This window comes from Epibacterium sp. ABV4_022 (assembly GCF_056159345.1).
Map to the genome: position 1 here is coordinate 1,629,250 of NZ_JBSWVA010000001.1, position 12,050 is coordinate 1,641,299.

Below are 12,050 nucleotides of genomic sequence, written 5' to 3' on the forward strand. Positions count from 1 at the left end.
TCGGGTCTGGCGCGGGCTGCGCCTGTTCCGCAGGTAGGCGGAACGGGGTCCAGGCCCATCACGGGCCGGAAAACGGTGCGCGATCAGGCGGCGTAGCGGCCAAAGAGCAGGTCGATCGGATCGAAGGTCGGCGCCATGTCGCCACCAAAGAAACGCGCATCCTCGGCGTCCTCGTCTGCATCCTCTACGGCAGTGTGGTCCTGTTCCGGCTCCATGCGCCCGGCGTTGACGATCAGGCGGGTCTCGGCGAGGGACAGCACGCTGTAGTAGCTTTCGTCCTCGACTGCACCGGCATTCATCACCATGCCGCCTTCGGTCCAGAGCAGCTCTTCTTCTTCGCAATCGACATGAGTACGCGCCAGACGCTGGGGCAGGGCGGTGCTGATGCCGTTATGGCCGATCAGCGCCACCAGCTTGACCGTGACCACCGGCAGGTCAAAGAGATCCAGTGCCAGATCGCCCTCGATGGCGACAATGGCATCGGAGGGCAGGTCGAGGTCGGCGTCATTGCCAAGAGCGCCGGCGGGCACATGCACCATGGCCGTCAGACGCGGAACCGAGTGTCGGATATTGACCACTTCGCGCAGGCCGCCGTCAAAGGTCTGAACCATGTCGCCGGGGCGCAGGGCGCGGGCTTGCTTGAAGCCGAATTCGGTCTCGATCAGGGTGCCGGGGAGCACGCCGCCATGTTGCGGACGCAGACGGGTGTTTGTCTGATCTTCGGCCTCCTGCGAGCGCAGGTCCAGAAGCAGGTCAACCGGCTGATAGTCTGTAAACGCGGTGGTGTGATCCAGCAGCATGTCCAAATGTCCCTTCTGAGAGCGTCGAGGCTTTTTGCCTTCGTTGATCTCAATTGGCCTCTGAATTGGGACAAGAATGGGGCAGGCTTGCGTCGGTTTCGGTACCAGAGCCGCTTTCATGCAGGAAAATCACAGTCAAACCCAAAGGTTAACGCCTGATCTGGGGGTAATTAAGGGTTTGTTAAGGTAATCGGCAGCGCGTTTGCGAAAACTTTACGGAGTTAAGAATCGATTCTTCATTCTTAACAAAACGTTAATGCCAGGCCTCTTGGGGTTAACGTTACGGCAGCGGTGGGGATAACTCTGTGTATAGTCGCCACTGCCTCTGACCGTTTTCAAAAATGTAAAAGGGCGCTCCGCAGGAGCGCCCAATCATACGGTAACTGTGAGAAGGAGATCAGCCCTCGCAGGAGGAGATCAGATCTTCGTATTTCTGCGTCACCCAGCCCAGTGCCTGTTCGGGGTTCTGTTCCTCGACCTTGCCGATCACCCGGTTGAACACCGCCGCCGAGCGGCTTTCGTCGACCATGGTAAAGCTCTGCCCGGTCATCACCACGTTGTAAACGAAGAACCCGATCACCACGAGCAGGATGCCGCGCAGCACGCCAAAGAAGAACCCCGCGCCCTGATCCAGACCGCCAAGCGCCGACCGTTGCACCAGCCCGGCCAGCAGAGGCGTGAAGAAGGAGACGACGATCAGCGCGATCGCAAAAACTGCAAAGAAGGCCGCGATCAGCGACAATTCGCAGCTGTCGGCGATGAATTCGCCGACCACCGGGATTTCCGCCATCAGCGGTTCCGCCTGTGGCGCGAACATATAGGCCAGGATACCGGCGGCGACCCAGCCGATGATGGCCATGACTTCGCGTACGAAGCCGCGTGCATAGGCGAGTAGCGCCGACACTACGATAACCAGCGCCACTGCGCCGTCGATTATGGTGAAACCTTCCATGTCCCTCGCCTGTTTGCCCGCGAAATATCTCTTGAGTGGCCTTTTAGCCTGCTCCGAAATATTCGCCAACAAATCCTGTGAGGTCGGCGGCCGGGCGCAGGGTCAGGCCGGGGACAGAGACAGATTTGCCACCGCTCGGAGCGATCGCTGACGTGAAACCAAGTTTTTGCGCTTCTTTCAACCGGTTTTCCGTCTGTGGCGCCGGTCTGAGCGCCCCGGACAGGGATATTTCGCCAAATATTGCCGTATCCGCCGGAAGTGCCGTGTCCTCGCGGGCGCTGAGCAGCGCCGCGGCCACCGCCAGGTCGGCGGCAGGTTCGGAGATTTTCATACCACCCGCGACGTTGAGATAGACATCAAGCCCGGCAAAGGGGATGCCGCAGCGCGCCTCCAGCACCGCGAGGATCATCGCAAGGCGCGAGCTGTCCCAGCCCACCACCGCGCGGCGCGGCTGCGAATGGGGCGAGGGCGCGACCAGCGCCTGCATCTCCACCAGCACCGGGCGGGTGCCTTCGATGCCGGCAAAGACCACCGACCCGGGCGAGGGCTGACCGCGTTCCGACAGAAACAATGCCGAGGGGTTGAGGACCTGTGCCAGCCCGCCACCGGTCATCTCAAACACGCCAATCTCGTCGGCGGGGCCAAAGCGGTTCTTGACCGCGCGCAGGATGCGGAACTGATGGCCGCGCTCGCCCTCGAAATAGAGCACCGTGTCGACCATATGCTCCACCACGCGAGGGCCTGCTATCTGGCCTTCCTTGGTGACATGGCCCACCATGATGATGCTGATGCCGTTGGTTTTGGCGAATGTGGTCAGCTCATGCGCGGCGGCGCGCACCTGGCTGACCGATCCCGGTGCGCTGTCGACGTTGTCGGCCCACATGGTCTGGATGGAATCGATGATCGCCAGTTGCGGCTTTTCCGCCTCCAGCGTGGTCAGGATATCGCGCAGATTGGTTTCTGCTGCGAGCTTGACCGGCGCCTGCTCCAGCCCCAGCCGCTGCGCCCGCATCCGCACCTGGGCAGAGGCTTCCTCGCCGGAGACATAGACGGTCTTCAGCCCCGCATGGGCGAACTGCGCCGCGGCCTGCAACAAGAGCGTCGATTTGCCGATACCGGGATCGCCCCCCACTAGGATCGCCGACGCCTCCACCAAACCGCCCCCAAGCACGCGGTCGAGTTCGGCGACACCGCAGAGGGTACGTGGCGGTGGAGTTTCCTGCGTCGCCAGATCGGTGAGCGGCACCCGCTTGCCCCGCATGGCGCCCAGTGATTTCTTGGCCGGACCGGCGGAGGTGAGGCCCTTGTCCTCGGAAATGGTGTTCCATTCGCCGCAGCCTTCGCAGCGACCGGACCATTTGGAATAGGAGGCCCCACAGGCGGAGCAGGAGAATGTTGTCTTTGCCATGGGCGATCAGTGGCAGATGTTTCCGGTTTGTTCAAGGGGGGCGCTGGGGCCTTGTGCCATTCGACGCCTGAGCGTTTGCGATCCGCACGGGGGCGCTCCCGCCAGTCGCACGATCATCACAGATGATCTCCTCCTGTTGGGCCGCGCGCCGCTGCGCGGCGCTAAGGGGGCTGCTGAGAAGCGGTTCAGGGGCAGGTCTGCCCTGAACACGCCCTGTCCAGCCTGAATGCGAGTCGCCTGCGCCTCAATGATCTGCGACCGCGCGGAGCGCGGCGGCCCGCTGGGCCGTCATTGACCCGCCGCCAACTCACGTTTGATCTGACGGTCCGTCAGGATCGACAGAAGGATGGAGGCCAGGATGCAGGCGGTGAAGAGATACATCCCCCAGGCCACCTCGATCGTGGCGTAGCTGATGCCCTTTGCCAGGGTGATGTAGAGCGCAATCAGGAAGACATCGGCCATCGCAAGTTTGCCGAGGATGTTGAGTACGGGCAGGCTGCGCGCATCCAGCAGGCGGAACTGCACCAGGGCGAGGCCGATGGTCTTGAGGTAGGGGGCGAAGAGCGCAAATGCGGTGACCACCAGCGCCAGCACGATGTCACTGTCCCAGAGGCTCTGAAGGCCGGTGAGGACGGAGATTTCCGACAGGCCGAAGATCGGCAGCAGGCCCGCCCGCAACAGGGGCGCAAACCACGCGACGGGGTAGAGGATCAGCAGGGAGAGGTTGGCGAGGCGGAGGAGGGGCACCTTATTCCAACTCGATCTCGTCACTCTTGTCTTCAATACGAAGAGGGTCCGGTTGTTTTTCGATTTGCGCATTCTCTCGCTTGAAAACGCGTAGAGAGTCCATGATGTCTTTCACGCGATCTGTAGCAGGCTTTATGCGTTTTCCGAATTCTCCGATCGCATCACCGAGTTCGACAAGTTGCCCCAGTTTTCTTGTGTAGCTTCCGACCTTCGCATCCAGTTCAGTCTGAAGTACGTTTAAACTGCGTAGTACACGCTCAAGGTGTTCCTCACTGTCCCATTGTCCACTTTCAATAGCTAAACGAAGTTCATTCAACTTTTCCTGAATGTGGTGCTTTTGAGATTGATTTAGTACAAGTATGTCTGGGTACGCCGACACTGCCTCGGGAGATGGGAGTGTTGCCGCTACGATCTCTGAAAATTCAGCTTCTGTCTCCAAGATACTTCGGCGGCGCGATAGATCTTTGAAAACCTCAGAAAAGAGGTCTTCAAATTCTATTAATTCCATAACGATCTCAACGCGATGCTTTCCTGAAATCTCTACACTAGGTACCTGCATGCCGATAGTTTCCAAGGCCACTTTGGCTTTGGCATATGCGCTAACCAATGGTTTGAAGCGTGATGCTAGCGATGTCGTATTTCGGTTCTCGGACCGAAGTTGTTTCGCCTGCGAAATTTCACTTCGAACGCTCTGAACAGCGTTAATCAGACTAATTAAATCTTTCAAATCATCCATTCAAATACCTATTTGCTCACCGTACCGCCTCGATCGGGCCCTCCGCGCTGCCTGAGATGAATTGCTCCACGTAGGGGTCGCCCGACTGGTCCATGTCGGCCACAGGACCCGTCCAGCGGATCTTGCCGCCGTGGAGCATGGCAACATTGTCGGCAATGGCACGCACTGAGGTCATGTCGTGGGTGATGGTCATGGCGGTGGCGCCCATCTCCACCACGATCTCGCGGATGAGGTCGTTGATGACGCCGGACATGATCGGATCCAGCCCGGTGGTGGGCTCGTCGAAAAAGATGATCTCCGGGTCGGCGGCAATGGCGCGGGCAAGGCCCACGCGTTTTTGCATACCGCCGGACAGCTCTGCGGGCAGGCGGTCGGCGACATCGGCCTTCAGACCCACACGGCGGAGTTTCTCGATGGCGATCTCGCGGGCCTCATCACGGGGGCGAGCAAGGCTGCCACGCAACAGGCGAAAGGCCACATTCTGCCAGACCGGCAGGCTGTCAAACAGTGCCGCACCCTGAAACAACATGCCAAAGCGGGCAAGGAAGGCATCGCGGTCGCCCTGGCCGACGGGTTTGCCATCCACGCGGATTTCGCCGGTGTCGGGTTCAATCAGGCCAAGCACACATTTCAGCGCCACCGACTTGCCGGTGCCGGAGCCGCCGATGATGATCAGAGAGGAGCCCTTGGCGACCTCCAGATCGACACCGCGCAGAACTTCGTTGGAGCCGAAGGCCTTGGCGACCTGGCGCATTTCAATCATCGGATGGGTCATAGCGAGAAAAACACCCCGGTCAGCACAAAGTTGGCGGCGAGGATCAGCACGGCGGCGGCCTCGACCGAGCCTTTGGTGGCGCGGCCCACGCCCTGCGCGCCGCGGCCCGACTGCATGCCGTAGTAGCAGCCCATGAGGGCGGAGATGGTGCCAAAGGCCGCGCCCTTGACCAGGCTGGAGACGATATCGCGCAGCTCAAGGAAATCGACGGTGTTTTTCAGATAGGCAGCGGCGTTGAAATCCAAGGTCTCGGTGGCGACTACATAGCCGCCCATGATGCCGATGATGTCGCCGACGCCAACCAGCACAGGCACGGTGATCAGGGCCGCCAGCACACGCGGCGCGACGAGGTATTTCATCGGGTTGGTGGAGAGGGTGACCAGCGCGTCGATCTGCTCGGTGACTTTCATGGTGGCGATTTCGGCGGCAATGGAGGACGTTACCCGCGCCGCAATCATCAGGCCTACAAGGACCGGGCCCAACTCGCGCACCATGCCAATGGCGACGATCTGCGGCACCACGGCCTCGGCATTGAACCGCGCGCCGCCGGCGTAGATCTGCAGCGCCAGCGCGCCGCCGGTGAAAATCGCAGTCAGGGCAACGACAGGCAGGCTGAGCCAGCCGACCTGCAGCAGCGCATTGGCCAGCTCGCGTGGATAGAACGGCGGGCGCAGCATGTGGCTGAAGGTCGAGGCGGCAAAGCGGGTGATCCGCCCGAGGGCCGCGAGGCGGCCCAGCGAGGTGCGGCCGATCATCCCAAGGGCGGAGATGGGGCTCATGCGCTATAGGTCCTCGCATAGCGGTTGCCGAGCGCGGTCAGAACCTCATAGCCGATGGTGTCGGCGGCATTGGCCAGCACATCCACCGTCTGCGCCTCGTTCATCAAGCTCAGATAGGGGGGGACCTCGTCCAGATCGGTGACGTCAACGGTGACCAGATCCATCGAGATCCGCCCCACCACGGGACAGGGGGTGGAACCCGCATAGGCCATGATGCCCTGCCGCTGAAAGGCGCGGTGCAGACCGTCGGCGTAGCCTGCGGCAATGGTGGCAATGCGGGTGTCGCGCTGTGCGATCCAGGTGTTACCGTAGCCCACGCTTTCGCCGGGCGCGAGGTCGCGGGTCTGGATCACCGGCACCTCCAGTTCGACCACCGGCAGCGCGTCGCTGTAGGGCGCACCGCCATAAAGACCGATGCCCGGACGGCAGAGATCAAAGTGATAGTCGCGCCCCAGGAGCAGACCGCCGGTGGCGGCGAGCGAGCGGGGCAGGTTCAGCCCCTCGGTCATCTCGATGAAGTTCTTGAGCTGATAGGGGTTCATGCCGTGTCCGGGTTCGTCCGAACAGGCCAGATGCGACATCAAAAGGACCGGGTTCTGATCCAGTGCAATGTCGCGCACCGCCATCCATTCGGCGGCCTCCATCCCGAGCCGGTTCATGCCGCTGTCGAGCTGCACGCCAAAGGGATGTCCCGGCAGGCTCTCGAAATGGCGCAGCATCTGGTCGAGCGAGTTGAGCATCGGCGTCAACTGGAAGTCGCGCAACAGTTTTGCGTCGCCCTCCATATGACCGGAAAAGACCGAAATCCCGGGTCCCGGTCCCAGCGCACGCCGGAGCGCGATGCCCTCTTCGGCGATGGCGACAAAGAAGTTGCGTGCGCCTGCCTGGGCCAGCGCCTTGCCGACGCGGCCAGCCTCCAGACCGTAGCCATTGGCCTTGACCACGGCTGCGGTCTCGCAGTTGGTCTTGGCATCCAGATTGCGCCAGTTGATCGCCAGCGCATCCAGGTTGATTTTCAAACGTGCCGTACTCATGCGTCGTTCATGACATGGAGGCCACCGGGGTCAAGGGGGAAACCGCAGCGGTGTGGCTTTGGGCAGGCTGTTGCGCTGTGTTTGCGGGCGGGGAGGGGGCGCTGCCCCCGGCCCGATGGGCCTCCCCCGAGATATTTTTTGAAAAGATGAAGGGGCTTGATGAAGAAGGTCAGTGGCCCCGGCGCGGTTTTGCGCTCAATAGCCGTCGGGCTGCTGTTGCCAGGATTTGGCAAGGTTGCCAAAGCGGGTGAATTGCGCCTCAAACGCCAGTTCCACCGTACCGATGGGGCCGTGACGCTGTTTGCCGACGATGACCTCGGCTTTGGCGTGCAGACGCTCCATCGCCTGTTTCCACTCTTCCATCTTGTCAAGCTCGTGATCGCCGGGTTTTTCGCGTTCCTTGTAGTATTCTTCACGGAACACGAACATCACCACATCGGCGTCCTGTTCGATCGAGCCCGATTCCCTGAGGTCCGACAGCTGAGGGCGTTTGTCCTCGCGGCTTTCCACCTGACGGGACAGCTGCGACAGGGCGACCACGGGGATGTTCAATTCCTTGGCGATGGCTTTCATGCCCATGGAAATCTCGGCGATCTCGTTCACCCGGTTGTCGGACATGCCGCGGCAGAGCTGCAGGTAGTCGATCACCAGAAGATCGAGCCCGTGGGTCCGTTTGAGACGTCGCGCGCGTGCCGCAAGCTGCGAGATCGGGATCGCGGGCGTGTCGTCGATAAAGAGCGGGCAGCTCTCCAGATCCTTGGCGGCCTGCACGAAGCGGCGGAATTCCTCTTCGGTCATGTCGCCCTGACGGATCTTGTGCGAGGAAATCTCGGAGGCTTCGGCCAGGATACGACCCGCCAGCTGTTCGGCCGACATCTCAAGCGAGAAGAAGCCGACGACGCCGCCGTCCACCGCGCCTTCGCTGCCGTCCTGTTTGATGCCGCGCTTGTAGGCCTTGGCCACGTTGAAGGCGATGTTGGTCGCGAGCGAGGTTTTCCCCATCGAGGGACGTCCCGCGAGGATCAACAGGTCCGACGGGTGCAAACCGCCGAGTTGTTTGTCGAGATCGTCCAGCCCGGTGGAAATCCCGGCCATGCCGCCGCCGCGCTGGTAGGCCTCATTGGTGACATTGACCGCCTCGGTCACCGCGCGCAGGAAGGATTTGAACCCCTGTTCGGTCTGGCCCTGTTCGGCCAGTTGATAGAGCGACTGTTCCGCCTCGACGATCTGTTCCTTGGGTTCGGAGGCGACATCGACGCGGCGGGCCTTTTCGGCGATGGTCTGACCAAGGGCGATCAACTCGCGCCGGATCGCCAGATCATAGATCATCTGCGCATAGTCGCGCACCGCAAAGGCGGAGATCGACGCAGAGGCCAGCTTGGCCAGATAGGCGGGGCCACCCAGTTCGCGCAGGCCCTGATCGTCCTCCATGAAGGCCTTGAGCGTGACCGGCGAGGCCAGCGCATTTTTCGAGATGCGGGCAGCGGCCACCTCGTAGATCCGGGCGTGCACGGGATCATAGAAATGCGAGGAGTTTATGATCGAGGCGACTTTGTCGTAGACGTCGTTGTTGGTGAGAATTGCCCCCAGCAGTTGCTGTTCCGCCTCGACGGAGTGGGGCAATTCCGATGCCTGTGCGTCATCTGCCGTACCGCTGGCGTCCGGGGACGCGGGCGGCTGTGGATCGCCGTTGAAAGAGGTGATCTCGTTCATGTCTGCTCTCTATTAATAGGCTCGTGTTCTACGCCGGAACCGGGCCGGATTTCCATCTGGAAATCCCTGTGGATGGTTTGAGGATAACCGCAGAGACGGGTGTGGGCAATTTTTCGAAAAACCATGAGGGTCTGCCGCAGCTTCTGTATCTGGTGTGTCACCCCTGCTTCGGCCACAGGATATGGGAAAGGCCGCCCCGATTCGGTGCGGCCTTGTCCACAGTATGCAGGGGCTCTGGTGGGAAAGTTTTCCTCAGCCTGTCTTGTTGGCCTCTTGCCAGGCGCGCGGATCGCGCAGGAATTTCTCTACCTCGTCAAGGGTTTCGGTGCTGAAGGCCCCCTGGGCGCGGGCCTCTTTCAGCACGTCCCACCAAGTGCACAAGTAGTGCAGCGCGACGCCGTGATCGCCCAGCGTCTTGGTGGTTTCGGGGAAGATGTCATAGTAGAAGATCACTGCCGTATGGCCGCAGGAGGCGCCGGTGTCGCGGATCGCATCCACAAAGGAGAGCTTGGAGCCGCCATCGGTGGTCAGGTCCTCGACCAGAAGAACCCGCTCGCCTTCGGACATTGCGCCCTCGATACGGGCGTTGCGACCGTAGCCTTTGGGCTTTTTGCGCACATAGGTCATCGGCAGGGCGAGGCGTTCGGCCACCAAGGCGGCAAAGGGGATGCCCGCGGTTTCGCCGCCGGCGATATTGTCAAAAGCCTCAAATCCTGCATCCCGCATCACGGTGACGGCCATGAAATCCATCAGGGTGGAGCGGATGCGCGGGAAGGAGATCAGCTTGCGGCAGTCGATGTAGCTTGGCGAGGGCAGGCCGGAGGCCAGCGTATAAGGCTCATCGGTGTTGAAGTTCACCGCGCCGATTTCCAACAGCATCCGGGCGGAGAGGCGGGCGATTTCTTCGGGTGAAGGGTAGGAGGAGGGGATCATGGCGTATCCTTCGAGAGCAGAGTGCCAGAGGCGCGGGCGGGAGCCTCCGGCGGGGATTTTTGGCGAGAAGATGAAGTCAGGCGACCGTCCAATGCACCGGGAAACCGGGGTCAAAAACGGTGACCGGGCCGTCCGGCGTGTCGATCTGTTCCGGGAACGCGACGGGGGCGTCCTGTTTCACCAGCGTGATCTGGCCGGGGTTTTCCGGCAGACGGTAGAAGGCGGGACCGTTCTTGGAGGCAAAGCCTTCGAGCTGGTCCAGCGCGCCGTCTTCTTCGAACACATGGGCCAGCAGCGCCATGGTGTTGGTGGCGGTGAAACAGCCGGCACAGCCGCAGGCTTGCAGCTTGTTGGCATCCGTATGCGGGGCCGAGTCGGTGCCAAGGAAGAACCGATGATCGCCCGAGGTGGCGGCCGCGCGCAGGGCGATCCGGTGTTCTTCGCGCTTGGCAACCGGCAGGCAGTAGTAATGCGGCTTGATGCCACCGACGAGGATGTGGTTGCGGTTGATGATCAGGTGATGCGTGGTGATGGTCGCGCCCAGATCCGTGTCCTGCGACCGCACGTAGTCGGCAGCGTCCTTGGTGGTGATATGTTCCATCACCACACGCAGGCTCGGCGTCGCCTGACGGATCGGATCCAGAACCCGGTCGATAAACACCGCCTCGCGGTCAAAGATGTCGATGTCGGGATCGGTGACCTCGCCATGGGTGCAGAGCGGCAGGCCAATCTCGGCCATCTTCTCTAGCACCGGGCGCACCTTGTCGAAATCGCGCACGCCTGAAGCGGAGTTTGTGGTCGCCCCGGCTGGGTAGAGTTTGACCGCTTTCACCAGGCCCGACGCATGGGCGGCGGCCACATCCTCCGGGTCGGTGTCCTCGGTGAGGTAGAGCGTCATCAGCGGCTCGAACGTCATGTCGCCGGGCAGGGCGGACAGGATGCGGTCGCGGTAAGCGCCTGCCTGTTCGCCGGTCACCACCGGCGGCACCAGGTTTGGCATGATGATGGCACGGCCAAAATGGCGGGCGGTCTCCGGCAGCACCGCGCGCAGCATGTCGCCGTCGCGCAGATGCAGATGCCAGTCGTCGGGGCGGGTGATCGTCAGGCTCTGGGTCATGGCGCAGGCGTTAGCACAGCCCCATGAACTTGGGAAGGCGCTCCGAACGCCGGTGTTACCCCCGCGTCTGCGGACCGGGCGGGGGGCCGGGCGGGGGCGCGCGGAAAGCGCCCTGTTCCGCCTGGTCCTCCAGCGCCCGCAGGCGGCGGCGGAACCGTGGCATCCGGCGGCGGTCGTTCACGTTGCGGCACAGCAGCATGGTCAGATAGGGGCGCTCCAGATAGTCCAGCCGGTTCAACAGGTTGCGCAGGTAGACATTGTTGTCCCGCCGCGCCCGTGCCAGGCGGTGGAACGCCGGGGCGGACAGCCGCCCGCTGCCGGCCAGCGACATGATCCGATAGAGGATCTCCATTTCGATCAGGCGTGTCTGGATCGCCTCTCCCATGCAGGGCATCCGCAAGCGGGTCACATTGGGCCGGGCAAACAGCGCCGCATGCATCGCATCCAGCGATTGATAGGGATCATAAAGCACAAAGGCCCGCGCGGCCGCGTCCAGCATGTCCGGCGCATAGCCGTAGCGGTCGGTAAAGGAGGTGCGGCGCATCTCGACAAAGCGGTCGTCCCATTCGGTCATGCGCGGATCGAGCGTCGCCTGCGGCTGGATTGCCACCACGGTTGCGCCCGGGGCCGCCACCGAATAGGCCGCCGCCGCATAGCCGCAGGGGCCGGCGCCATAGAACACGACATTGTCGAATTCCTCAAAGAACCCGTCGTCGATCAACTGGTCGAAGAACCCGTAGATACGGTTTTCGCGGAACCAGGTGTCGCCGTCGGAAATTAGGCAAAGGTGGGACCAGCCCAGGTTTTTCACCAGGTCAAACCCCAGCGGCTGCGCGGTCTCGGAAAAGCTCTCGATTCCCTGGCGGCTTTCGAAGGTCACCAGCAGCGTGTTGCCCTGATCGATGAAGGTGGCGAAATGGCGCGGGCCCAGCGGCTGATACATGCCGTTTTCCTCGGCCATATCCGCCAGCCGCTGCTGCCATTCGGCGGGCTTCAACCCGGAAAGGTCCTGCTCCAGAATATCTGTGTCGTCCTGCATGCGCGCCACCTGCCACC

Annotated in this window: 12 protein-coding genes; all 12 read right to left on the reverse strand. The window is 62.0% G+C overall.

Translation table 11 applies throughout. The features are described from left to right. Positions 1-83: 83 nt before the first annotated feature. The 12 genes from ACXAF5_RS07740 to ACXAF5_RS07795 all read right to left on the reverse strand — a co-directional run bounded on the left by ACXAF5_RS07740 (position 84) and on the right by ACXAF5_RS07795 (position 12,033). Positions 84-800, reverse strand: a complete 717-nt coding sequence (locus ACXAF5_RS07740; protein ID WP_474946156.1) for a Hint domain-containing protein — start codon at positions 798-800, stop codon at positions 84-86. Between the two features lie 397 nt (positions 801-1,197). After that, positions 1,198-1,752 (reverse strand): CvpA family protein, encoded by a 555-nt coding sequence (locus ACXAF5_RS07745; RefSeq protein ID WP_239323390.1) that lies wholly within the window; start codon positions 1,750-1,752, stop codon positions 1,198-1,200. A gap of 43 nt (positions 1,753-1,795) precedes the next feature. Next, positions 1,796-3,160, reverse strand: a complete 1,365-nt coding sequence (gene radA / locus ACXAF5_RS07750; RefSeq protein ID WP_474946157.1) for a DNA repair protein RadA — start codon at positions 3,158-3,160, stop codon at positions 1,796-1,798. A 288-nt stretch (positions 3,161-3,448) separates the two neighbouring features. Further along, positions 3,449-3,907, reverse strand: a complete 459-nt coding sequence (locus tag ACXAF5_RS07755; protein WP_474946158.1) for a paraquat-inducible protein A — start codon at positions 3,905-3,907, stop codon at positions 3,449-3,451. A 1-nt stretch (position 3,908) separates the two neighbouring features. After that, on the reverse strand, positions 3,909-4,643 hold the full coding sequence (locus ACXAF5_RS07760) for a hypothetical protein (protein ID WP_474946159.1): 735 nt from the start codon (positions 4,641-4,643) through the stop codon (positions 3,909-3,911). Between the two features lie 16 nt (positions 4,644-4,659). Beyond that, complete coding sequence (locus ACXAF5_RS07765) at positions 4,660-5,406, reverse strand: ABC transporter ATP-binding protein (RefSeq protein WP_474947814.1); 747 nt, start codon at positions 5,404-5,406, stop codon at positions 4,660-4,662. An 8-nt stretch (positions 5,407-5,414) separates the two neighbouring features. After that, complete coding sequence (locus tag ACXAF5_RS07770) at positions 5,415-6,197, reverse strand: MlaE family ABC transporter permease (RefSeq protein WP_474946160.1); 783 nt, start codon at positions 6,195-6,197, stop codon at positions 5,415-5,417. Further along, entirely contained in the window at positions 6,194-7,231 is a 1,038-nt protein-coding gene (gene alr / locus ACXAF5_RS07775; RefSeq protein ID WP_474946161.1) for an alanine racemase, read from the reverse strand. Before alr ends, ACXAF5_RS07770 begins: the two co-directional genes overlap by 4 nt. 195 nt (positions 7,232-7,426) lie before the next feature. Then, entirely contained in the window at positions 7,427-8,944 is a 1,518-nt protein-coding gene (locus ACXAF5_RS07780) for a replicative DNA helicase (RefSeq protein ID WP_239367630.1), read from the reverse strand. 252 nt (positions 8,945-9,196) lie between these two features. After that, positions 9,197-9,877, reverse strand: a complete 681-nt coding sequence (locus ACXAF5_RS07785; RefSeq protein ID WP_474946162.1) for an orotate phosphoribosyltransferase — start codon at positions 9,875-9,877, stop codon at positions 9,197-9,199. A gap of 76 nt (positions 9,878-9,953) precedes the next feature. Further along, positions 9,954-10,994 (reverse strand): dihydroorotase, encoded by a 1,041-nt coding sequence (pyrC, locus tag ACXAF5_RS07790; RefSeq protein WP_474946163.1) that lies wholly within the window; start codon positions 10,992-10,994, stop codon positions 9,954-9,956. Between the two features lie 55 nt (positions 10,995-11,049). Next, on the reverse strand, positions 11,050-12,033 hold the full coding sequence (locus ACXAF5_RS07795; RefSeq protein ID WP_474946164.1) for a phosphoadenosine phosphosulfate reductase: 984 nt from the start codon (positions 12,031-12,033) through the stop codon (positions 11,050-11,052). Between the last annotated feature and the right edge of the window lie 17 nt (positions 12,034-12,050).

What these genes read in the sequence shown, in the direction of transcription:
- ACXAF5_RS07780 (WP_239367630.1), bottom strand. Translation starts at nt 8,944, where the DNA reads ATGAACGAGATCACCTCTTTCAACGGCGATCCACAGCCGCCCGCGTCC.
- ACXAF5_RS07760 (WP_474946159.1), bottom strand. Translation starts at nt 4,643, where the DNA reads ATGGATGATTTGAAAGATTTAATTAGTCTGATTAACGCTGTTCAGAGC.
- ACXAF5_RS07765 (WP_474947814.1), bottom strand. Translation starts at nt 5,406, where the DNA reads ATGATTGAAATGCGCCAGGTCGCCAAGGCCTTCGGCTCCAACGAAGTT.
- ACXAF5_RS07745 (WP_239323390.1), bottom strand. Translation starts at nt 1,752, where the DNA reads ATGGAAGGTTTCACCATAATCGACGGCGCAGTGGCGCTGGTTATCGTA.
- ACXAF5_RS07740 (WP_474946156.1), bottom strand. Translation starts at nt 800, where the DNA reads ATGCTGCTGGATCACACCACCGCGTTTACAGACTATCAGCCGGTTGAC.
- ACXAF5_RS07795 (WP_474946164.1), bottom strand. Translation starts at nt 12,033, where the DNA reads ATGCAGGACGACACAGATATTCTGGAGCAGGACCTTTCCGGGTTGAAG.
- pyrC (WP_474946163.1), bottom strand. Translation starts at nt 10,994, where the DNA reads ATGACCCAGAGCCTGACGATCACCCGCCCCGACGACTGGCATCTGCAT.
- ACXAF5_RS07770 (WP_474946160.1), bottom strand. Translation starts at nt 6,197, where the DNA reads ATGAGCCCCATCTCCGCCCTTGGGATGATCGGCCGCACCTCGCTGGGC.
- ACXAF5_RS07785 (WP_474946162.1), bottom strand. Translation starts at nt 9,877, where the DNA reads ATGATCCCCTCCTCCTACCCTTCACCCGAAGAAATCGCCCGCCTCTCC.
- alr (WP_474946161.1), bottom strand. Translation starts at nt 7,231, where the DNA reads ATGAGTACGGCACGTTTGAAAATCAACCTGGATGCGCTGGCGATCAAC.
- radA (WP_474946157.1), bottom strand. Translation starts at nt 3,160, where the DNA reads ATGGCAAAGACAACATTCTCCTGCTCCGCCTGTGGGGCCTCCTATTCC.